22 protein-coding genes and 1 pseudogene are annotated in these 22,495 nt (G+C 54.4%); 18 read left to right on the top strand and 5 right to left on the bottom strand.

Annotated features, from left to right (window positions below; genetic code table 11):
* The first annotated feature begins 31 nt into the window (after window positions 1-31).
* From ACSSVV_RS12500 to ACSSVV_RS12460, 9 genes are all read left to right on the top strand, one after another.
* On the top strand, window positions 32-565 hold the full coding sequence (locus ACSSVV_RS12500; protein WP_106761014.1) for a cupredoxin domain-containing protein: 534 nt from the start codon (window positions 32-34) through the stop codon (window positions 563-565).
* Between the two features lie 84 nt (window positions 566-649).
* Entirely contained in the window at window positions 650-2,407 is a 1,758-nt protein-coding gene (locus tag ACSSVV_RS12495) for a copper resistance system multicopper oxidase (RefSeq protein ID WP_113880696.1), read from the top strand.
* Entirely contained in the window at window positions 2,404-3,153 is a 750-nt protein-coding gene (locus ACSSVV_RS12490; RefSeq protein WP_106761012.1) for a copper resistance protein B, read from the top strand. The genes ACSSVV_RS12495 and ACSSVV_RS12490 overlap by 4 nt, the downstream gene beginning before the upstream one ends.
* 157 nt (window positions 3,154-3,310) lie before the next feature.
* A complete protein-coding gene (locus ACSSVV_RS12485; protein ID WP_048496392.1) occupies window positions 3,311-3,664 on the top strand; it encodes a hypothetical protein in 354 nt (117 codons plus the stop codon).
* A gap of 11 nt (window positions 3,665-3,675) precedes the next feature.
* Entirely contained in the window at window positions 3,676-5,028 is a 1,353-nt protein-coding gene (locus ACSSVV_RS12480) for an APC family permease (RefSeq protein ID WP_113880697.1), read from the top strand.
* A gap of 27 nt (window positions 5,029-5,055) precedes the next feature.
* The gene (locus ACSSVV_RS12475; RefSeq protein ID WP_113880698.1) at window positions 5,056-5,283 is read left to right on the top strand and encodes a DUF805 domain-containing protein; all 228 of its coding nucleotides are present in this window, start codon (window positions 5,056-5,058) and stop codon (window positions 5,281-5,283) included.
* Window positions 5,276-7,636: a heavy metal translocating P-type ATPase gene (locus ACSSVV_RS12470; protein ID WP_228225040.1), complete on the top strand. Its 2,361-nt coding sequence runs from the start codon at window positions 5,276-5,278 to the stop codon at window positions 7,634-7,636. Before ACSSVV_RS12475 ends, ACSSVV_RS12470 begins: the two co-directional genes overlap by 8 nt.
* Before the next feature lie 24 nt (window positions 7,637-7,660).
* The gene (locus tag ACSSVV_RS12465; protein ID WP_058340744.1) at window positions 7,661-8,047 is read left to right on the top strand and encodes a DUF302 domain-containing protein; all 387 of its coding nucleotides are present in this window, start codon (window positions 7,661-7,663) and stop codon (window positions 8,045-8,047) included.
* A gap of 184 nt (window positions 8,048-8,231) precedes the next feature.
* The gene (locus ACSSVV_RS12460; protein WP_022990672.1) at window positions 8,232-8,690 is read left to right on the top strand and encodes a hypothetical protein; all 459 of its coding nucleotides are present in this window, start codon (window positions 8,232-8,234) and stop codon (window positions 8,688-8,690) included.
* Between the two features lie 60 nt (window positions 8,691-8,750).
* On the opposite strand, the gene ACSSVV_RS12455 is transcribed toward ACSSVV_RS12460, so the two are convergent.
* Window positions 8,751-10,043 (bottom strand): ATP-grasp domain-containing protein, encoded by a 1,293-nt coding sequence (locus ACSSVV_RS12455; protein WP_022990671.1) that lies wholly within the window; start codon window positions 10,041-10,043, stop codon window positions 8,751-8,753.
* A 188-nt stretch (window positions 10,044-10,231) separates the two neighbouring features.
* Here ACSSVV_RS12455 and ACSSVV_RS12450 point away from each other — a divergent pair, with 188 nt between their 5' ends.
* Genes ACSSVV_RS12450 through ACSSVV_RS12430 form a run of 5 tightly spaced genes read left to right on the top strand, consistent with a single transcriptional unit; the run spans window position 10,232 to window position 12,890 of the window.
* On the top strand, window positions 10,232-11,302 hold the full coding sequence (locus ACSSVV_RS12450) for a YncE family protein (protein ID WP_113880700.1): 1,071 nt from the start codon (window positions 10,232-10,234) through the stop codon (window positions 11,300-11,302).
* 41 nt (window positions 11,303-11,343) lie between these two features.
* On the top strand, window positions 11,344-11,568 hold the full coding sequence (locus ACSSVV_RS12445) for a DUF2933 domain-containing protein (protein ID WP_113880701.1): 225 nt from the start codon (window positions 11,344-11,346) through the stop codon (window positions 11,566-11,568).
* A complete protein-coding gene (locus ACSSVV_RS12440) occupies window positions 11,561-12,226 on the top strand; it encodes an isoprenylcysteine carboxylmethyltransferase family protein (RefSeq protein WP_113880702.1) in 666 nt (221 codons plus the stop codon). Before ACSSVV_RS12445 ends, ACSSVV_RS12440 begins: the two co-directional genes overlap by 8 nt.
* Entirely contained in the window at window positions 12,223-12,645 is a 423-nt protein-coding gene (locus ACSSVV_RS12435; RefSeq protein WP_228225039.1) for a c-type cytochrome, read from the top strand. Before ACSSVV_RS12440 ends, ACSSVV_RS12435 begins: the two co-directional genes overlap by 4 nt.
* 41 nt (window positions 12,646-12,686) lie before the next feature.
* A complete protein-coding gene (locus ACSSVV_RS12430; RefSeq protein ID WP_022990665.1) occupies window positions 12,687-12,890 on the top strand; it encodes a hypothetical protein in 204 nt (67 codons plus the stop codon).
* A 263-nt stretch (window positions 12,891-13,153) separates the two neighbouring features.
* Here the strand turns inward: ACSSVV_RS12430 and ACSSVV_RS12425 are convergent, their stop codons facing one another.
* Together ACSSVV_RS12425 and ACSSVV_RS12420 are read right to left on the bottom strand one after the other, a co-directional pair.
* The gene (locus ACSSVV_RS12425; protein ID WP_181800107.1) at window positions 13,154-13,393 is read right to left on the bottom strand and encodes a hypothetical protein; all 240 of its coding nucleotides are present in this window, start codon (window positions 13,391-13,393) and stop codon (window positions 13,154-13,156) included.
* A 149-nt stretch (window positions 13,394-13,542) separates the two neighbouring features.
* On the bottom strand, window positions 13,543-13,827 hold the full coding sequence (locus tag ACSSVV_RS12420; RefSeq protein WP_113880703.1) for a hypothetical protein: 285 nt from the start codon (window positions 13,825-13,827) through the stop codon (window positions 13,543-13,545).
* Between the two features lie 266 nt (window positions 13,828-14,093).
* Here ACSSVV_RS12420 and ACSSVV_RS12415 point away from each other — a divergent pair, with 266 nt between their 5' ends.
* From ACSSVV_RS12415 to ACSSVV_RS12405, 3 genes are read left to right on the top strand one after another with little or no spacing between them, the layout of a single operon-like run.
* On the top strand, window positions 14,094-15,362 hold the full coding sequence (locus ACSSVV_RS12415; RefSeq protein WP_228225038.1) for a TolC family protein: 1,269 nt from the start codon (window positions 14,094-14,096) through the stop codon (window positions 15,360-15,362).
* Between the two features lie 5 nt (window positions 15,363-15,367).
* Window positions 15,368-16,663: an efflux RND transporter periplasmic adaptor subunit gene (locus ACSSVV_RS12410; protein ID WP_113880704.1), complete on the top strand. Its 1,296-nt coding sequence runs from the start codon at window positions 15,368-15,370 to the stop codon at window positions 16,661-16,663.
* Window positions 16,660-19,782 (top strand): efflux RND transporter permease subunit, encoded by a 3,123-nt coding sequence (locus tag ACSSVV_RS12405; protein WP_113880705.1) that lies wholly within the window; start codon window positions 16,660-16,662, stop codon window positions 19,780-19,782. The genes ACSSVV_RS12410 and ACSSVV_RS12405 overlap by 4 nt, the downstream gene beginning before the upstream one ends.
* Window positions 19,783-20,277: 495 nt before the next feature.
* Here the strand turns inward: ACSSVV_RS12405 and ACSSVV_RS12400 are convergent, their stop codons facing one another.
* A complete protein-coding gene (locus ACSSVV_RS12400) occupies window positions 20,278-20,988 on the bottom strand; it encodes a PEP-CTERM sorting domain-containing protein (protein WP_227549005.1) in 711 nt (236 codons plus the stop codon).
* A gap of 456 nt (window positions 20,989-21,444) precedes the next feature.
* Window positions 21,445-21,774 (bottom strand): annotated as a pseudogene (locus tag ACSSVV_RS12395) (cytochrome c biogenesis CcdA family protein); the annotation flags it as partial.
* Between the two features lie 181 nt (window positions 21,775-21,955).
* Between ACSSVV_RS12395 and ACSSVV_RS12390 the strand changes: the two are divergent.
* Window positions 21,956-22,492 (top strand): TetR/AcrR family transcriptional regulator, encoded by a 537-nt coding sequence (locus ACSSVV_RS12390; protein WP_014420756.1) that lies wholly within the window; start codon window positions 21,956-21,958, stop codon window positions 22,490-22,492.
* Window positions 22,493-22,495: the final 3 nt, after the last annotated feature.

Here is a 22,495-nt window from a genome sequence, read left to right as displayed (position 1 = left end):
TTTCGAGCAATATTTTACAGAGGATAAAACGATGAATGCATCAAAACTATTCGTAGCGGGTATGGCGCTTTCAATGTCGGCAACAGCGTTTGCGGCTGGCGCCCATGATGGTGGCCACGGGCACGGCGCTACAAGCGGTGAACCTGGCAAAGCGTCGGAGGCCAGCCGAACCGTAACTGTCGAGATGTACGACAACTACTACGAACCCGAAGAAATCAGTGTAAAGCCGGGTGAAACCGTTCGCTTCGTGGTGGAGAACAAGGGAAACCTCGTCCATGAGTTCAGTGTTGGCACTCCCGACATGCACGAAGCTCATCAAGAGGAAATGATGATGATGGTTGAGCATGGCGTCATCCAGGGCGGCAAGCTGAACCACGACATGATGAATATGGATATGGGGAATGGCCATTCCATGAAGCATGACGACCCGAACAGCGTGTTGCTGGAACCGGGCCAAAGTAAAGAAGTGGTATGGAAGTTCTCTGATAAAGGCAATATCGAATTTGCCTGCAACGTGCCGGGCCACTATCAGGCCGGGATGTACGGTGAGGTCAATTTCGAGTAACTCGCTTAACTGAGGTCCGCGAGCGCGGGGCTGAGACACGTTTCTCGGCCCGGCTTCAATGACGTGTAGTTCGGAGCAACACAGATGAAACCACGCTTTTTGACAGGGCTTTTGAGCCTGCTGATGCCAGCCATGGTTCTGGCCGGTGAGTACGACCTTACGGTCGACCGGGTAAAAATTGATACCGGCGATTTCGTGAAAGAAGGTATTGGCTATAACGGTGCATCTCCGGGACCGGTGATGCGCTTCAAGGAAGGTGAAACCGTCAAGATCAATGTGACCAACAACCTGGATGAGATGACGTCCATTCACTGGCACGGTCTGATCCTGCCTTTCAATCAGGACGGTGTGCCAGGTATCAGTTTCCCTGGCATCAAGCCGGGTGAAACGTTCACCTATGAATTCCCTATCCAGCAAGCAGGCACCTACTGGTTTCATAGCCACTCTGGTTTTCAGGAGCCAGACGGGGCCTATGGTGCCATTGTCATTGAGCCCGAGGGCCGTGAGCCGTTCCGCTACGATCGTGAATTCGTGGTACAGCTGACTGATAAACACCCCCATTCCGGTGACCGCATCATGCGCAACCTGAAAATGATGCCGGACTATTACAACCGCGAGCAGCAAACCGTGGGCGAGTTTTTCTCGGACGCGTCAAAGAATGGCCTGATGAATACGGTCCGAGACCGGATGGCCTGGGGCGACATGCGCATGATGAAAGCGGACGTTGAGGACCTGCAAGGCTTTACGGGTCTGATCAACGGTAAGGGGCCGGACCAGAACTGGACTGGGCTTTTTGAGCCGGGCGAACGCATCCGGCTGCGATTCATCAACTCTTCGGCCATGACCTACTTTGATATCCGGATTCCTGGTCTGGATATGACCGTCGTTCAGGCCGATGGCAACAACGTTCAGCCCGTTAGTGTCGATGAATTCCGGATTGGTGTAGCGGAAACCTACGACGTGATCGTACGTCCGAAGGATGAGCAGGCGTACACCATCTTCGCCGAATCCATGGGACGTTCCGGATACGCCAGGGCAACACTGGCCCCTGAAAAGGGTATGGAAGCGGCCGTGCCGCAACTGCGTGAACCTGCCCGCCTGACAATGGCTGATATGGGCGGCATGCCCGGTATGGACCATGGCAGCATGGCGGGGATGGATCATGGAGGCATGGATATGGGCAGCTCAGAAGATATGTCCGGGATGGATCACTCCTCAATGGAGGGAATGGACCACTCCAACATGGACAGCATGGATCATTCCAATATGGAAGGTATGGACCATGGTTCCATGACGATGGGAAAAGAAGATAAAAGCGATCCTTTCTATGCCAAGGGCAGTGGCCTCATGCCCAAAGCTGCTAATGGCGGTAAATTTCTGTCTTACGCCGACCTGAAGGCTCAGGATCCGTTGTATGAAGACCGCGAACCGACCCGGGAAATCGAGCTTCGCCTGACCGGCAATATGGAGCGTTACACCTGGAGCATTAATGGCGTCAAGTATGAAGACGCCGATCCGATTCGTCTGAAATACGGTGAGCGGGTCCGCTTCAAGTTTGTTAACGAAACCATGATGACGCATCCAATGCACCTGCACGGCATGTGGTCGATTTTGGACGTCGGCGCCGGCCAGTGGAATCCCATCAAGCACACTGTGAGCGTGAATCCGGGCACCACTGTGTACATGGAAACCGAAGTCGATGCCCCGGGGCAGTGGGCGTTCCATTGCCACCTTTCCTACCACGCGGCGGCCGGAATGTTCCGTAAGGTGATTGTCGAAGGTGGCCCGGATTCAACCCAGGCGAAAACAGACGCGATTGCTGAAGATGGAGGTGAGGTATGAGCTGTATTCGATCACTTGTCGCAGTCAGTCTTATTGCCTCTGTTGGCTTCTCAACGGCGGTGACAGCTCAGGAAATGATTTCTGACACTACCGCTCGTAAACAGCCGCTCACAACCTGGGGGGTTCAGTTCGAGGAGTTTGAATACCGCTACAGCGACGATGATGAGGAACTGGGCGTCTGGAATGCGGATGCCTTTTATGGCACCGACGATTTTAAAGTCCGGCTGCTCACAACCGGTGAATACGAGATAGAAGAACAGGCCTACGAAACACTGGAAAATCAGTTGGTCGGCCAGATCCCCATCTCTAAATTCTTCGATGCCAAAGCGGGTGTTCGCTTTGACACCCCTGAAGGACCGGATCGAACTTACGCCGTACTGGGTGTCGCTGGGCTTGCACCCCAATGGTTTGAGGTTGATGCCAACCTGTATGTGAGCGATGAAGGTGAGACGTCCGCTGAGCTGGACGCAGAGTATGAATTATTGCTCACCAATTATTGGATCCTCGCGGCGACACTGGACGCAACGGTGGCCTTCAGTGAGGATCGTGAAATTGGTGTTGGCAAAGGTCTGGTGTCCACCGAAGCAGGGCTGCGTCTGCGTTATGACTTGGTTGATCGCGCCTTTTCGCCCTATGTCGGTGTGGTGCATGAACAAAAATACGGTGATACCGCGGATTTCGCTGAAACCGGCGGCGGAAGCACAGAAGACTGGTTTGCCGTGATCGGCGCTCGAATTGCATTCTGACGTTGATGTTGAAGGGCCATTGGGAAACTGATGGCCTTTTTCGTCTATGATTTGATGTAACTCAAATCCACCGAAAGCATGTGTCCATTTTCAGTCGCAGTTCAGGTTGAAGTGTTTTGATACAGGGAGAAGTCATCAGGAAGAGAGGTGTCACCCCATGACCAAAGCACACAAAGCAACCAACCAGGAGCAGTTTTTGTTGCGCCGAAAAATGACCGTCGAGGGGCTTGGAGAGGATCAGTGGGAGGGGCTCATCCACGATCTGAATCACCACCCATGCGTTGATTTCGCCGAGCGTAAGCCAAATGGCACATTGCAGGTGACGTACGATGGAACCCACTGGTCCGTCGATGAATTACTGGAACTGATCAAGGCTTACGGTGGCCGATTGAAAACCGGATGGTGGACCCGGCGCAAACTGGCCTGGTACCGGTTTACCGACGACAACGTCCGGGCAAATGCCAAGCATGAGCCGTTCTGCTGTTCCAAGATTCCACCCATGAAAAAATAAGAGGAGATTGAATGAGCAGGGAGGAAGATCGAAGCACTCGCTACCAGGAAGGTAGTCTCACTCTGCCAGGGACGGTGATGCTGGGTACCGGCGTCATGATTGGCGCCGGTATTTTTGCTCTGACCGGGCAGATGGCCCAGATGACCGGTGTGCTATTCCCGCTGGCCTTTCTCGCTGCAGCGGTGATTGTGAGCTTCAGCGCCTATTCCTACATCAAGATCTCCAATACCTACCCTTCCGCCGGCGGTATCGGCATGTACCTGCACAAGGCCTACGGAAACCGGCTGCCAACGGCTTTCAACGCCCTGTTGATGTATTTTTCCATGGTCATCGCTCAGAGCTTCCTGGCCCGGACCTTTGGCTCTTACACCATGCAACTTTTTGGCGGGGATGACAGTGGCCGCATGGTGCCCATTCTCGGCGTGGCGCTCATTCTGGCGGCCTTTCTGATCAACCTGCTGGGCAATCGGATGATTCAAGGGGTGGCTTCCTTTATCGGGATCCTGAAAATCGGCGGCATACTGATTTTCGGTCTGGTCGGGGTCTGGATTGCCGACTCAATCTCGGTTGATTTTTCGGAGACTGGTGAAGCTGGAGCGCTGGGCAACTTCCTGGGCGCAACTGCATTAGGCATTCTAGCGTTCAAAGGCTTTACGACCATTACCAACAGTGGTTCGGAAGTCATCGACCCGAAGCGAAATGTCGGCCGTGCCATCGTTATCTCCATTGCCGCCTGTGTGGTGATCTACACGCTGGTGGGATTTGCGGTCGCCAGCAATCTATCTCTGGCTGAAATTATCGAAACGCAGGATTACTCTCTCGCCGCTGCTGCACGCCCCGCTCTCGGCGAATACGGCGTCTGGTTTACTGTTGCGATTGCCATGATGGCCACGGCGGGAGGAATTCTGGCCAGTGTATTTGCTGTGTCCCGCATGTTGGCCATGCTGACGGAGATGAAACTGGTTCCTCATCGGCATTTCGGGATGCCCGGCAGCATTCAGAAACACACACTGGTGTATACCGTTGTCCTGGGTCTGATTCTGACCGCCTTCTTTGACCTGTCACGCATTGCTGCGTTGGGTATCGTGTTTTATCTGATTATGGACATTGCCATTCACTGGGGTGTGCTCCGTTATCTACGCAAAGACATTAAGGCCAACACCTGGGTGCCAGCAACAGCCATCTTGTTGGATCTTTTGGCGCTGGGCGGCTTCGTCTGGGTAAAGCTTAATACGGACCCGTTCGTCATCAGCGTGGCAGTCGTGACCATGATCGTGATTGCAGTATCCGAGCAGATTTTCCTTAAAAGATCACCGGAATCGGCGCAAGCGAAACAGGAAGAGAGTCATGCGCATCATCATTAATCTGAATCAGGAAGAGAGGCTATTGCCATGATGGGAGATAACATGTTCGGGAATACCATGTGGGCAGGCCACTGGCTGTGGATGCTGGTGATTGCCATTGTGGTGGTCATTCCGGCTTGGCGTATTTGCCAGCGCACCGGGTATCCGGGGTGGATGGGTGTGCTGATATTGATCCCCATCGTCAATCTGGTTCTACTGTATTTTATTGCATTTGCAGACTGGCCCGCCGACAAAACAGGAGATCGCAATGACTGAGCACCATCACGCCTATGACGACGATCACCACACCGATAACGAACCTGGTGAGCACACCGCCAAGGATCCGGTTTGCGGCATGGCAGTGGATCCGCATACCGCGGAACACCGCAGCCAGCATGGCGGTAAAACCTGGTACTTCTGCTCGTCGCGTTGCCAGTCCAAATTCGACGAGGACCCAGAGCAATACCTCGGTGAGGAAAAGATGCCGCAAGAGCCAGTAGCACCGGGCACCATGTATACCTGCCCCATGCACCCGGAAATTCGCCAGCAAGGGCCGGGGGACTGCCCCATTTGCGGGATGGCTCTGGAGCCCGAACAGGTGAGTCTGAACGACGGTCCTTCGGCAGAACTCAAGGACATGACCCGCCGGTTCTGGGTTGGCCTGGTTCTGACATTGCCGGTCCTGGTGCTGGAAATGGGTGGGCACCTGACCGGGCTTGACCATATTGTTGCTCCTCAGATGTCCAACTGGATTCAGTTGGTGCTGGCAACGCCCGTGGTGCTTTGGTGCGGCTGGCCCTTCTTCGTCCGGGGCTGGAAATCCGTGGTTAGCCGAAATTTGAACATGTTCACGCTGATTGCCATTGGCACCGGCGTAGCGCTGATCTACAGCCTGGTAGCCACACTTGTTCCACAGGTATTCCCGGGCGCTTTCCGGCAGGAAGATGGATCGGTGGCGGTGTACTTCGAAGCGGCAGCGGTCATTGTGGTGTTGGTATTGCTCGGCCAGGTGCTGGAATTGCGAGCCCGGGAAAAAACCTCCGGTGCCATAAAGGCGCTGTTGGATCTGGCGCCGGCAACGGCCAGAAAACTGGATGATGATGGCGGTGAGTCCGATGTGTCGCTGGATCAGGTGAAGGTCGGCGACCGCCTACGGGTGCGCCCAGGCGACAAGGTGCCGCTGGACGGCGAGGTGCTCGAAGGCAGCTCCAACGTGGATGAGTCCATGGTGACCGGCGAGCCTTTGGCAGTCAGCAAAAAGTCTGGCGATCAGGTGATCGGTGGCAGTATCAACCAGCAGGGCAGCTTTATCATGCGGGCCGACAAGGTCGGTCGGGACACCATGCTGTCCCAGATTGTGCAGATGGTGGCCAGCGCTCAACGCAGCCGTGCACCCATCCAGGGGCTGGCAGACAAGGTGGCAGGATACTTTGTGCCAGCCGTAATCGTGATCGCCATTATCGCCTTCATTGCCTGGTCCTTCCTTGGGCCGACGCCCCCGATGGCATTCGGTCTGATTGCTGCTGTGAGCGTGCTGATTATTGCGTGCCCCTGCGCCCTAGGTCTGGCAACGCCTATGTCCATTATGGTCGGCGTCGGGCGCGGCGCACAGAGTGGTGTGCTGATCCGTGATGCAGAAGCACTGGAGCGCATGGAGAAAGTGGACACGGTGGTGGTGGATAAAACCGGCACGCTGACAGAGGGCAAGCCGCAAGTCACCCGGCTTGTCGCGGCCAACGGGTTCGATGACAGTAGTCTCATGCGTTATGCAGGTGGCCTGGAGAAAGGCAGTGAGCACCCACTGGCTCACGCCATACTCGATAAAGCCAAGGGCATGGACCTGAAGCTTCCGGATGCGGAAGACTTTGACTCTCCGAATGGTAAAGGGGTTACCGGTCGAATAGACGGCAAGCGGGTGCTACTTGGTAACCGCCTTCTCATGGAGTCGGAAAATGTCGACACCACGCGATTTGACGGCGACGCCGACCAGCTCCGAAAAGATGGTGCTACCGTGATTTTTGCTGCTGTCGACGGAAACGTCGCAGGGTTGCTGGCGATTGCCGATCCGGTCAAGGAAACCACCGAAGCCGCTATTTCCGCGCTGCAAAAAGACGGCATCCGGGTGGTCATGCTGACCGGCGATAACCGCACTTCAGCTGAAGCAGTTGCCCGAAAACTGCATATCGACGAAGTGGAAGCGGAAGTCCTGCCGGAAGATAAGGGCAAGATCGTCCAGCGCCTGAAAGACGAAGGCCGTGTTGTCGTGATGGCGGGTGACGGCGTAAACGATGCGCCTGCACTGGCAACGGCGGATGTCGGTGTGGCCATGGGCACCGGGACCGATGTCGCCATCGAAAGCGCCGGCATTACGCTGCTACGCGGCGACCTGATGGGCATTGTCGAGGCGCGCCGTTTGTCTCTGGCGACCATGCGCAATATCCGTCAGAACCTGTTTTTCGCCTTCGTTTACAACTCCGCCGGTGTTCCGATAGCGGCAGGGGTTTTGTACCCGTTTTTCGGGATACTGCTGTCGCCCATTTTTGCAGCGGCCGCCATGTCGCTGTCCTCGGTCAGCGTGATCGTGAATGCGCTGCGTTTGAGGGTGGTGAAACTCGGGTCAAAGCAATGAACTTCTGAATCATTGGAGGTAGCTATGTCATACACGATCGATCGAGTTATCAAAGATGTCGATTTCGAGGACGTGGACAGAAGAGCGCGTCAGGCCCTCACTGATCACGGGTTCGGTGTGCTGACAGAAATTGATGTCAAAGCCACCATGAAGAAAAAGCTGGACAAGGATATGTTGGCCTATCGGATTCTCGGGGCCTGCAATCCTGGCATGGCCTGGGAAGCCATCGGTGTGGAGCCTCGCGTGGGTGCCATGCTGCCTTGCAACGTTATTCTTCGTGAGGTTTCGGAGGGCATTGAGGTAAGTGCAGAGGATCCATTGGCTTCCATGAGCGCCATCGATAATGACGAGCTCAAGCAGGTTGCCGGGAAGGTCAGGGATATGCTCTCTGAGGTTGTGGAATCGATCTGAAGCCGGTAGAGGCGGCGATTTGCTGCAGTGCCTGCGGTTTGCAATGGATTAGCGAATTAGCCAGGCGAGCGCATAGCCCAACTGAACACTGGAAATGCAAATAGGACTCCTCATTTGACGACGGGATACCTATTTGATGTCAGTCATATTATGGAGAAGAAAAAAGGAAAAAAGGAAAAAAGATATGGATATAAAGACTTTTGGACAACTGATCGACTGGACGCGCGATCTGCACTCACATCTGGCGAGCTGTCTGTCCCATTGCGCAACAAAGCACGAGGAAGAACGGGCCCGTGCGCTTTTGGATTATCTGGCAGCTCATGAATCGGAAATAGAGCGGATCGTGAACGAGTTTGAGCACCAAGGGGATAAGAAGGCACTGGAAACTCGGGTGTACGACTACCTGTCCCATAATCCGATCAAAACTCATCGAACCTGCGACGAGCCTTACGCGAAGCTTGATTTTGATGGTATCTGCCGGGAAGTGTTCGACTTTCATGATCAGATTATTGATCTCTACAAAACGCTGATTGGAAAAGCCGAAATTCCAGAAGCAAAAGAGCTGTTCGAATCTCTTTTGGCGATGGAGGAAAATGAGTCGATGAGACTGGCTCGTCAGGTTGGCCGAATGCAGGATCTATGAGATCCGAGCACTTTTGCTGACGGCTTAATCCCTTTGAATGTTTCCAATTGAGGCTCACCTTCACACCTCAAAGACGGGCGCAAAGCCACCTCCCGGCGTTCGAAAGTTGGTGGCCTGGCCCTGGTACACACGGGCAGCGGCAAGCAGATGTTGCCCGGCATAGGTGTACAAACGGATATCGACCTTTCTGGTGGTGACCGTGCCATCCACTCTCAGCGTGCGTTCTCCGGCGGGAACGAAGTTCTGCGCGATGTAATCACCCTTCAGGATCTCTTCGAAAACGCGGCGGGTCAGTTTTTCGCCCCGATAGACGCCCTTGCTGCCATGGCCCGCTACCGGTTTGAAAAACAGTTTACGCCGGTTGCTCCACAACTCCGCCTCATCACTTGCTGAAACCAGCCGGGTCTTCGGTACAGCTCTATCCAGAAATCCTGCCTCGGTTTCACTCAGGCCCCAGTCGCGCAGGGTTTGGGCATCAGATAGCAGGATCAGGTTCCGTTTGTCGGCCATAAGCGCATGGGCGCGTGGATTGGGCGTGACGACCGCCGCGCCGTCGAGGTAGGCGCGCCTCAGCGCCCCAAGAGCCGGGGCCTCCAAGGCAAAATCCACCAAGCGGTTGTACACCATGTCGATAGGCTTGCCGTGGGCGCTCAGAGCGCCATCAACATACTCAAGCTCCGATGGGTCGAGGATCAAGGTCTCAATACCTCTGGCCTGGAATAACTGCTGGGCCAGTTGGAATTCCGGGAACATAAACTGGGATTCTGGGGCATCGTCCACAATGGCCAGGCAACCGGGCGTCGAGTCGCCACCTTGCCGTTGCCACTCCTGCTGGAACATGGCAAACACCGCGTCCTCGAACCCATCCAGTGCACGGTTGGTGCCAGCGGTCTGCTGGGACGGGTCACAGCATCGGTGTTGAGCCCGGGCCAATACCGTGTTCAGAAATGCGCCGCCGGCGTTGGTGTTGATTTCGATCAGCTGAGGCCCGTTCTCGCCCAGGTGAAAGTCGTAGCCCATGAAGGCCCCGATGGGGCCTGGATCAAAACCGGCGATGTCCGGCGCCCAGGACAGAGCTCTTTCCTTATAGGGCGGAAGCTCGGCTGCGAATTCGATCGCCTGAACAATCCGTTTCATCGTCGCGATGTCTGCCTGGGGAACGAAAACCGGTGTGTTTGAAAAGAGATGAAGGAGTTCAGGAGTGGTCGGCAGCTCGTTCCCAATGCCTGAAAACTGCTTCCGGAGGCTGTCAGTGAGCGCTTTTCGGTCAAGAGTGATGCAGTAACACTGCCGGTTGAGCTGGTCGGCGTGGGTTTTGGTTGTTCGCTGGTTTTCCTGGGGCACGTCTTGCATTGGTCGTCCATGGTCATTGTGAATCGTTCCACCTTGATTCTGGTCAAACGGATGCATGTTTCGCAACTGTTTTCAGGCCTGTTTCAGCTTGGTGTGATGGACTGCCAAGTAATGACCATGCCTGTTCGGGATCTTGCTTACCGGGCGAGGAAATCTTACTGAAACCCTCTGACCAAAAAGGCCACGCTATGAAACATTCGTTTCGCAAGCAGTGGATTGCTGGAATTACGGCCAGTGTCGCTATGAGTTTTTCGCTGATAGTGGCCGCAGACACGAACCGGGCATTTGTTCCCATGGGCACAGCGGATGCCGTCGGCGTTATTGATCTGGAAAACCGCAAGGTGACGTCGTCCATTGGCGGCACACTGAATACCCACGGTTCGGCACTGACCCCGGATGGCCGGTATCTGGTGGTGGGTAGTTTGTCGGCGCATGATCGTCAGGAGCCGGTTAGTCGCCCCGAAGGCGTTTCAGAAGATGAACACGCCGCTCATCATGGGGGCGGGGAGTCTACTGAATTGGAGGCAGGGAGTACCGGGCTGCTCTATTTGGTGAACACGGCCACAAAGACGATTGACCGCAAACTGGAAGTGCCGGGGCCGGTGCACCATGTGCTGGTGACTTCCGACGGTCGCTATGCCGTTTCCACGCATCCTGCCAGTGGCAGTATCAGCGTTGTGGATCTGGATTCCGGTCAGTTGGTCAAAACTGTGGCGACGGGGCCGGCCCCCAACTATCTGGTGCAAACCGACGACGGCCAATCCCTTCTGGTCAGCAATACCGGTAATGGCACGGTCAGCGAAGTGGATACCGAGCACTGGTTCGTCGAGCGCAACCTGCGGGTTGGCGGCAACCCAGAGCATATGGTGCTTGCCCCCGGCAACCAGCGGCTCTACGTGAATGATGCTGCATCCGCTCAGGTTCTTGTCCTTGAGCTTGCCAAAGGCGCGGTGGCGGACCGGTACGAGGTTGGCGAGGCGCCCCATGGCGTTGGCTTGAGCGCAGATGGCCAGACCCTCTATACCACCAGCCAGGGCGGCAACCAGGTGGTCCGGATTGAGCTAGCCAGCGGCGCCCGCCACATCAGGCCGCTGGCTCCTGCGCCCTATCATCTTGCGGTCTCTCCCTACGATGGCCAGCTACTGGTGACCAGTCGGGCAGAGAACAAGCTTTGGGTGCTCGACCCGGAATCCCTCGATGTGGTTGATGAGATCGCGCTGAGCGGCATAGGCCATCAGATGTCCCTTGAAGCCCATTAGTACTCTGTTCTGACACTGTTTTTTTCGCAAAGGAACCGCTCATGGATCGACGCTTTAAAATTACCTTGGCAATATTTGCCGTTATCGCACTGGTTTTACTCTGGGGAGAACACAAGGTTCATCTGCTTGGCGCCTTGCCCTGGCTCATACTGCTTGCTTGTCCGCTGATCCATATTTTTATGCACGGAGGGCATGGAGGACATGGCGGACATAAGCACCACCAGGCAGAGCAACCGGGAAAGAGTGGAGAGCAGTGTGATGACTGATAGTGCATCGGATTATGGCCTTTGGAGCCTAGTGGTGCTGAATTCGGCGATTTTCATATTCTTCGCCTTCAGTTTTTTCAAACCGCAGACCCGCCGAGACTGGCGTTCGTTTGGTGCCTTCAGCGCGTTTCTGGTGGCACTGTTCACCGAGATGTACGGGTTCCCGCTGACGCTCTACTTCCTCTCCGGCTGGCTGCAGAGCCAGTATCCCGACGTGAACTGGTTGGCTCACGACAGTGGCCACTTGCTGGAAATGCTGTTTGGTTGGAAGGGTTCCCCACACTTTGGGCCGTTTCATCTCTTGAGCACAGTGTTTATTGGCCTCGGGTTTTATCTGATTGCGGCTGGCTGGCGTACCCTGTATGCCGCGCAAAAGGCAGGGCAGTTGGCCACAACCGGCCTGTATGCCCACGTTCGCCACCCCCAGTATTCCGGCTTTGTGCTCATCATGTTCGGTTTTCTGCTGCAATGGCCCACGCTGCTGACGCTGGCCATGTTCCCGGTGCTGGTGTGGATGTACTCGCGCCTGTCCATTCACGAGGAGCGTGAAACAGAAAAAATGTTCGGCTCCGATTGGCGGGCGTATGCAGCCAGAACTCCCCGTTTTATTCCGCAATTGAGGAATTTGAGACGCAAGGAAATCGAGGAACAAGAATGATGCATGTGGTAACTATCTCAGTAAGCGTTCTTGCGGTTGCACTAATCAGCGGCTGCGGGAAACAGACGGTGGATGACCGCTGGTACACACAGGCCCAGGTCGAGCGCGGCGCAGTGGTCTTCGACGACAACTGCGCAAGCTGCCATGGCGGCAATGCCCAAGGCGCTTTCAATTGGAAAAAGACCCTGAGGGATGGCTCCTATCCGCCGCCACCGCTCAACGGAACAGGTCATGCCTGGCACCATTCGTTCGACACGCTGATGAGTACGATCAATCAAGGTGGCGCCCCCATGGGTGGGAAAATGCCGGCCTTCGCAGACGAGCTTTCCAGGGATGATCAAAAAGCCGCTATCGCCTATTTCCAGAGCAAATGGGACAAGCGGATCTATGAGGCATGGTCTGAAAGGAGTGGGCTCTGATTTCTCTGGGTAATCAGACGATTAACTCAAGGAGGCAGCGTATGAAATGCTTATGGGTGGTGGCTTTTCTAAGTGTTTTTCCGGGCAGTGCGCTGGGTGGTGCGCCCTCGGCGGAATCATTGATTGAGGGGATGGAGGCCACCCTGTGGTCGGACAGCAACCACGGCCGTTTCACCATGCGTATCGAAACCGAATACTGGACCTGGGAACCGGACCTGGAGGCCTGGATGGTTCGGCAGGTTTAAGATGGAATTATAGCGAGTTAATGCCGGTAGTCACATGGACAGGCACAGGGGTAATTCCTCTTGCACAATGGGTTTTCTTGCCACCGATAACGGGCCTGATTGTCAAATGGATGTTTCTTGGGTGGTTGACTCTGAGAGCCAAATGAAGAGGCATCGTGGAAGTGAAGTAAATTACTTTCTGTATTTTCAATATTTAATAAATAGTCGACTGTCGTTCTAAGAGACAGTCGACTACTGGTTATTCTCTAACACGCTGGATTTATTTAAGTATGATTGTGGTGTGTGTTTCTGACTGATACTTTTTGCTGCTTATTGACATTGGACCCGTTCATTGATTTTTGAGATTGCATTTCTTTCATGCAGGTCATTATTTCGGTTTTCGTTTCGACTGTTTTATTTGGGTAAGTGCGCGCTTCATTAATCCGATCGGCCAATCCTGAATTGGCAGTGGCCATGGTAGAAAATAAAGTGGCAGCTGCGGCAGCGATAATGATTTTTTTCATGATGTTCTCCTTAATTGCCTTAAACCGTTCAAGAAATTCAGTTCAGTTTCAGATTTCTGTGATTTACTTGAGCGTGATCAGGACGTCGACTGCTCGAAGCCCGAGCCAGCCGACGCTTGCGTCTCCACGAGTTGACTTTGCCGCAGGAATTACCCTGCGGTATTTTTTTGCCTTTGTTTCAGAGCGTTGTGATAAGCCCGGCCTTCTTCCGTCATCATTTGCACGCGAGCCTCAAAGCCCCCTTCGGACATCGCATTACGTGTCATGTCTCTGTGCAAGCGCTGCATCTCTTCATTCTTAAGTATTTCTTCAATGGATGATTTTTCCATCATTTGGCTGTGCATGGCCTTCATGTCCTTATTGTCTGACATGTTGCCGGCGAGTACGGACGTTGAAACAGTAACTGCTGCTGCAAATATAAGTAAATTTTTCATTTTTACACCTCCTAGTTGGTTGATGAGTTAATTAAAACATCGGTTTCTGAATTGATCCTGAAAGAAACAAAACAATTTAAAATAAAGTAACTTTTTTCAGGAATAACAGTATCTTGATATAAATCAAATTGTGCATTTTCGTTCTGCAATTCAGTTTGGTTTCAGATAAGCGCTATAAGATTGCGATTCAGAAACATTTCAATGGAGATATAACATTGTCCATTCTTCCTCACCTTATAAAGCCGGCCTTTCTCGGTGCTTTGGTTTTGACCAGTTTGCCCGCTTGGACGGCACCCAGACTTGAGTTAACCGGCGCGATTGATGCGGCCATCGAGAACGATCCCTGGCTTCGCCAGAGTGTCCAGATTCAGGATGCGCTTCTGGAAGAATCGATTGCCGATGGCGCCCTGCCGGATCCGAGAATGACCATCGGTGCCGCGAATCTGCCCACAGATACTTTTGATATGGGCCAGGAGGCCATGACTCAGGCTACCGTCGGTCTTACCCAGCGAATTCCACGTGGCAACAGCCGTCAGCTGGCAAGTGCCAGAAAAGAGGAAATGGCCGGGGTTCACCCGTTCATGCGCGAGAATCGTCGGGCACAGGTGGCGGAAACCGTCACGCAACTCTGGCTGGGGGTCTGGCGCTCCGAGCAGAGTATCCGATTGATTGAAAGCAACAGAGGCTTGTTTGAGCAATTGGAAGATGTTGCTGCGGCGGGCTACACCTCTGCCTCCATGGGGGCCAGGCAGCAGGATGTTATCCGGGCTTCGCTGGAGCTGACCAGGCTTGAGGACCGGCTAACAGCACTGCATGTGCAACAGGCATCGAATCGGGAAGCGTTGGCCGAGTGGATTGGCCTGAATCAGGCACAGCTGGCCGTCACCGACCATGTCCCCCGCGAACTGCTGGCAGAACTCCCTTCTGCCTGGGCTGAAACCGCTACTGATTCACTGCCCCGACATCCTGCCGTGCGCGCCACCGATCAGTTGATTGAAGCCCAGAGTGTTGACGTTGATCTGGCCCGCCAGTCCTACAAACCGGAATGGTCGATATCGGCCCAATACGGATATCGGGACCGGGCTCCGAACGGCGAGGACCGGGCCGATCTGTTTTCCGTGGGGATTGGCTTTGATCTGCCTCTTTTCACCGGCAATCGGCAGGACCGGAAGCTCAACGCGTCTGCGGCTAGACTGGAGGCGGCGAAAACCGAGCGCATTCTGCAGCTCCGCGGGTTTCGCGCCAAAGCTCGGGCTGCGGTTGCCAGACTTCAACGCCTGGATGAGCGCATAGCGCTCTATGAGCAGACCTTGCTGCCACAGATGGAAGCGCAGGCGAGTGCGGCACTGACCGCCTACAACAACGATGACGGCGACTTTGCCGAGGCAGTGAGAGCGCGAATTGCCGAGCTTAATGCCCAGGTGGAACTGATTCAGATGAAAGCCGAGCGGGCCGGGAATATGGCGAACTTCCGCTACCTGACGGCTGACACTTCCGAGATCCCTACCTTTTCAATGACCCGTTATCAGGACTGATCACTATGGCTAACTTTGTTCGCCCTCTGGGCTTTGTGTTGCTCGGCGGTCTCGCCGGTGCGGTAGCCACCTATTGGTTTGCATCGGACACCCACGCGCTTTCTTCTGCAGAACAGGCCAGCTCCGATTCAAAAGAGCCGCTGTACTGGGTCGCTCCCATGGACCCCAATTTCAAAAGTGACAAACCGGGAAAATCACCCATGGGTATGGATCTGATTCCGGTGTATGAGGGCGGAGGACAGGCAGACGATACGGCGGGCACAGTCCGTATCTCACCGACGGTTGTCAATAATCTGGGGGTTCGCACGGAGCCGGTGATTCAGGGGCGGCTGCCCAACAACATCACCACCGTGGGCTATGTGGCCTACGACGAAGACCAGATGGTTCACGTCCATCCCCGGGTTGAAGGCTGGATTGAAACGCTGTTTGTCAAAGCCGAAGGCGAGCCTGTCGAACAGGGAAAGCCCCTGTACACCTTGTATTCCCCGACCCTGGTAAATGCTCAGGAAGAGCTGCTGTTGGCGATGAACCGTGGCAACCAGAAATTGGTGGAGGCTGCCACAGAGCGGCTGGCGGCGCTGAATGTGCCGGCCAGTCTGATCAGCCGGTTACGCCAGAGCCGGGACATTCAGAGGACGATGACCGTTTACGCGCCCCGCTCGGGTGTGATTGAGAACCTGAATGTGCGCGAGGGTATGTTCATCAAACCGGGAGACAGGGTTCTGTCGATCGCTGCGCTCGATGAAGTCTGGGTGATCGGTGAAGTGTTTGAAAGCCAGCTTTCGGCTGTAGAGGCAGGCAACCGGGTGCAGTTGACCCTGGATTACATGCCCGGTCGTGAGTGGCGTGGCCGAGTGGATTATGTCTATCCGGAAGTAAACCCCAAAACCCGGACAGCCCGGGTCCGGATGCGGTTTGATAACGAGGATGGTGCCCTGATGCCGGGCATGTTCGCCCGGCTGGAGGTTCAGGGTGAGCGGGGAAAACGGCAGTTTCTGGTGCCCCGGGAGTCGGTTATCCGCACTGGCCAGAGTGATCGCCTCGTTCTGGCCCTGGAGGAGGGAGCTTTCAAGTCGATAAACGTCAGCGTTGGGCGCGTGGGGGAAAAGCATGCGGAAATACTCGATGGCCTCACGCCGGGCGACACAGTGGTCACATCCGCCCAGTTCCTGATCGATTCGGAATCCAGCAAAACCTCGGACTTCCAACGGATGTCATCGCCTCAGGATATGGATGAGCAGGGGATGGATCATGAAGGCATGGATCACAGCACCATGAGCCATGGCGGGGGCGAGTCATGATTGCCGCTATTATTCACTGGTCTATTCGTAACCGCTTCCTGGTGTTGCTGGCGACGTTGCTTATCACAGGGCTCGGCCTTTATTCGCTGAAACAAACGCCGGTGGATGCTCTGCCGGATCTGTCCGATGTGCAGGTCATTATCAAAACCAGTTTCCCGGGCCAGGCGCCGCAGGTGGTGGAAGACCAAGTCACCTACCCGATGACGACAGCCATGCTCTCGGTACCGGGCGCGAAAACGGTCAGGGGATACTCGTTCTTCGGTGACTCCTATGTTTACGTGATCTTCGATGAAGACACCGACATGTACTGGGCCCGCTCCCGGGTACTGGAATACCTGTCCCAGGTTGCGCCCAGCCTTCCAGACTCTGCAAGGCCTCAGCTCGGGCCAGACGCTACCGGAGTTGGCTGGGTTTACCTGTATGCGCTGGTAGACCGCACTGGGAACCAGGACCTAAGCCAGTTGCGCAGCCTGCAGGACTGGTTCCTGAAGTACGAACTGCAAACGGTGCCGGGTGTCTCTGAGGTGGCTGCGCTAGGCGGTATGGTGAAGCAGTACCAGGTCAAGGTCAGCCCGGAAAAACTCAGGGCGCTGGGAATTCCTCTGGCTCACATCCAGAACGCCATTAAGAGAGGCAACCAGGAAGTGGGCGCCTCCGTCATCGAGATGGCCGAGGCGGAATACATGGTGCGCACGTCTGGCTATATAAAGTCCCGTGAGGATCTTCTGTCGATTCCATTAGGACTCGATGACAACGGTACCCCCATATTGCTGAAAGATGTGGCCACCGTTGAAGTTGGCCCGCAGATGCGGCGTGGGGTTGCCGAACTGAATGGGGAAGGTGAAACCGTCGGCGGTGTTGTGGTGATGCGCTTTGGTGAGAACGCTCAGGCAACCATTAATGGCGTGAAGGCGAAACTGGAAGACCTGAAATCCAGTTTGCCTGAAGGCGTCGAGGTGGTGACGGTTTACGATCGCTCTGGTCTGATTGAGCGGGCGGTCAATAATCTCGGCTTCAAGCTGCTTGAAGAGTTTCTGGTGGTGGGCCTGGTGTGCATCGTCTTCCTGTTCCACGTGCGCTCGTCGCTGGTGGCGATTCTTAGCCTTCCCGTGGGTATTCTGGCGGCCTTTATCGTCATGCACTGGCAAGGCATCAATGCCAACATCATGTCACTCGGGGGGATTGCCATCGCTATCGGCGCCATGATTGATGGTGCTATTGTAATGATCGAGAACATGCACAAACACATGGAGCGAACCCCGTTAACGTCTGAGAACCGATGGGAAGTCGTTGCACGGTCAGCCTCTGAGGTCGGGCCCGCGCTGTTTTTCTCGCTCCTGATCATTACCGTCAGTTTTGTGCCGGTGTTTGCCCTGGAGGCGCAGGAAGGGCGGATGTTTTCTCCCCTGGCGTTCACCAAAACCTACGCCATGGCGGCGAGTGCGGCCCTGGCGGTGACGCTGGTGCCGGTGCTGATGGGCTATTTCATTCGCGGCAAGGTGCTGCCGGAGCACAAGAACCCCGTGAACCGCCTGCTGGTTGGCGTTTATATGCCGGTGCTGAAGCTGGTGTTACGCTTCCCGAAAACGACGGTTATTGTTGCGTTGCTGGCATTGGCTGTGGGCCTTTGGCCAGCCACCAAAATCGGCAGTGAATTCATCCCGCCACTGGATGAAGGCGACCTGATGTACATGCCCACCACCTACCCGGGCATCTCCATTGGTAAGGCTCGGGAACTGTTGCAGCAAACGGACAAGCTGATTGCCACCGTACCCGAAGTCGAAACCGTGTTCGGCAAAGTGGGGCGGGCGGATACCGCTACCGATCCGGCTCCATTGACGATGATCGAGACCTTCATCCAGCTCAAGCCGAGGGATCAATGGCGGGAAGGCATGACCACCGAAAAGCTGAAGCAGGAGCTCAATACTCTGATTCGGTTCCCGGGGGTAACCAATGCCTGGGTTATGCCGATCATCACGCGCATCGATATGCTGGCAACGGGTATTAAAACGCCGGTGGGCATCAAGATTGCCGGTCCGGACCTTACCGTCATCCAGAACATCGGTAAACGCCTTGAGGAAGTCATGGTCGACATCCCCGGTACAGCCTCCGTTTACTCTGAGCGAGTCGCTGGGGGCCGCTACATCAAGGTGGATATTGATCGTGAGCGTGCCGCTCGTTATGGGCTGAATATCGCTGATGTTCAGCAGGTAGTGGCCTCCGCTATTGGTGGAATCAACGTTTCCAGAACCATCGAGGGACTTGAGCGGTATCCCATTAATCTTCGTTATCCGGAAGACTACCGGGATTCGCCCGAGAAGCTGGAGCAACTGCCCATCGTGACCGCATCCGGCCAGCGCATTGCCCTGGCAGATGTGGCGGAGATCGGCGTGGAGGATGGCCCGCCGGCCATTAAGAGTGAGAATGCCCGCCTGAACGGCTGGACCTTTGTGGATATTGAGGGTGTCGATGTAGGCACCTATGTTGAACAGGCCATGGTTACCGTGAGTGAAGAGCTGGATCTACCTCCCGGTTATTCAATCAACTGGTCTGGTCAGTATGAGTACATGCTCCGTGCGAAGGAAAAACTGACCTATGTGGTGCCGTTAACGCTGGCCATCATCGTCATCCTGCTGTTTCTTAACTTCCGCCGTTTTGCCGAAGTGGGGATTATTATGGGCACGCTACCGTTTGCGATGATCGGTGCTATCTGGCTGATGTATCTGCTTGGTTATAATTTTTCGGTAGCCGTCGGTGTCGGTTTCATTGCGCTGGCCGGCGTAGCGGTAGAGATTGGGGTGATCATGCTGGTGTATTTGAATCAGGCTTATAACGAAATGCTGGAAACGTGTGATGACAAAGGGCTGACGCCAAGGCGAGAAACCCTCCGCCATGCCGTACTACACGGTGCCGGTATGCGGGTTCGGCCAATCATGATGACGGCGGCCGCCATTATCGGGGGGCTTGTGCCCATTATGATTGGCACCGGTACAGGGTCGGAGGTGATGGGCCGGATTGCGGCACCTATGGTGGGCGGTATGATTTCCGCTGTCATTCTGGCGCTGCTGGTGATTCCTGTGCTCTTTTATCTCTGGAAACAGCGAACTCTTGGTGAGTAACGCCGATAGCAAGGTGCCAGGATTCGGCCTGGCACCTTGCTATCACGTCTTTACCGGTTATCACGATCATTCGCAGAGTGCCTACCCGTCTACTGCGCATATTCCAAAATCTATTTGCCTGAACGTTCGCTTTGCGACCATCCCGTATTCCGGTCGGCACCGTAAACAAAACCGCGAGTTGCTCCCTCAGTTCACCCTGAGTTGGTTGGGAAACGAGCTTTCATGATCCTGGTAAGCGGTCAAATGGCGTCACAAACGAAGCGCGAGGTAGTGTGTTCGGTTCAAGTGGGCGGCTTGACCAATTGAGAAGCATAATAGAGATGGCGGCCAGGACCTGAAGCTATCATTCATCGTAAAACCCGCCCAATCGACGTGATTAGAACCTAAACAAGGCCATCATCTGGTGTTGCTTACGGCATACATCAAAAGATGTCTTTCCCAGTATCCTGATAGCCGCGGTCAAAACAGAACCGCGGCTATCAGGAAAACTGCACATTAGCACTTGCGCCGACGTGAGCGACTCGTCAACGCGACCAAGCCAAAAGCTAACAACCCTAACGTTCCCGGTTCTGGAACGGGTTTTGGATCGGTTGGACTCGACAATTCTGCGGTAAAACCAATGTTTTGAAAATCGACCTGACGGTTGGATCCTGTAAGAAACGCTGTAACGTATTGAACGTTTAACGGAGCGGCCAGAGTAATATCCTGAGCTGTGATACCTGGAGCACTGCCTAGATCTGGTAAAACATCCAAAATGCCCACCTGAGAATTCGCGGAATTAAAAAAGGTGAACGCGATATTGTCGACATCAAAGTTTTCACCTGTGTAATTCCAAAAGTGCAGAGTGTTTAGGTCGTACTCCTGCCCAAAGTCAAATGAGAGTTCCAGGCCACCGCCGATCTCATCAGCTGTATACCAAATATGTGTTGTTTGATTGTGGAACTCCTCAGAAGTCGCGCTAGGCGCGTCAATCACTTTGTTGATCGTTTGGCCGCCTGAGAAGGTGTTGTTAAACGAACCCGGCGACGTGCCCGAGCCTACTGAAACCGATATATTTGATTCGTTCAGGTAAATAGGCGCTGCTACAGCATTTACCGCACCCCAGACAAAAAATGCCACTAAAGTGTTCAGTAATAGTCTCATTAGCATCTCGATGTTCCTCTCCATTGGTGGGTCGGGATAGTGTTTAAGCAACGGTGATGCCATAGATGTCAAATCCCTTTAATTCAATGGTCTGTCACTGAGATCGTCTGTACTCGTGTAAAGAAAGTTGACGACAAGAACTACAAACTACGAGGTTTGAACGGGCAAGTTGCGTTGCGGTTTAACAAGAAGATCTTCCAGTGAAACAGCGGGGGGGAAGTGAACAAGGTCGCGCGGCCGAGGAAAAGGCCCGTTTTGAGAACAAAGCACAGGCGTTACGCCCGAATCTGAATGTCCGATTTGCGACCGGAGCACCTAAACAAAAGCGAACGTTCAAGATCCTCCACTGCGAATCGGTTTTTAATTCAGTCCTGAAGAACAATGAGCCGCTTCAATGGTTCGGCAATGCAAAGCCATTAGTTAACGAAATAGCGGCCCCATTTGTTCATGAAACCTGTTTATACGCAGTATTTGAGCATGAAGCCATGGACCGTTCCCTGTAGTTTGGCTGTAGGAAGCTCAACCAAGCCTTCCGAGAACCGGAAACGTCGACAACATCCACGACGCAAAGAGTGTCATCCGACCGGTGAGCACCATTACTCCCATTACAACGAGCACCAAGCCAGCAAGCGCTCTCAGCAGTCTACTCCAGCGACTGAGCCAGCGTACTCGTTGCCGAAAGTGTTCAATAAACAGGGCGGTTCCGAGAAAAGGAAGAGCCAACCCCAACGAATACGCCGCCAGATACAGCATGCCCGCCTCAGCATTGGCATGCGTGGAGCTGAGCGCCAATATGGCCCCGAGTATGGGGCCTATACAGGGTGTCCAGCCGATGGCAAACGCGGCGCCAATTCCCCAGGTTGCAAGATCAGGAATTTAGTCAGTAGGGCACCTACTTCGGTATACGCCTATATTTTCGGTTTGAAAATAAGTGAACGTTCATTTATTTTAGGCCGACCAATTTGAAGCGTTGAGCAGACAAATGCGGCAAAGAGACGACTCGAAACGAATAGCCTTCCTGGAAGCTACCGTGAGGGAAGTAGCAGATCACGGTTTTTCAGCAACCTCGGTTGGCAAGATAGCCAAGGCTGCGGGTTTGTCACCAGCCACGCTGTACATCTATTACGAAGATAAAGAACAGCTTTTATTGGCGACATTTTATTACGTCAGCGATCAGGTCATTGATGCGGCGCTGGACAGTTTTTCTCGCGGGAAAGATCTGCGTGAAGGACTGCGACGCCAGTGGCACACACTGTTCCGGATCGGCCTTGAGCGTCCGGAACTATTCCGCTACCACGAGACGTTCACGCATTCTGCTTGGATGACTCCCGAGATCCAGGCACGAAACGAAAGCCGAGCCGCAAATCTTTTGAATGCAGTTGATCAGGGAAAGCAATCCGGGCTGATCAAACCGGTACCTTTTCCACTTCTCGAAACGTTTATGTTCCGCCCGATTTACCACCTCGTTCAACGATGCCTGCAAGGGTCGTTCGAAGGTACCGATGAGCATATCGAATTAGCGTTTAATATGGCTTGGGATGCGGTTGCCGATCGTCGGAATACCTAATTT

This window comes from Marinobacter sp. MBR-105, from assembly GCF_053628895.1.
Note: the sequence above shows the minus strand (reverse complement) of the source record. Positions and strands in the feature narration are given on the sequence as shown.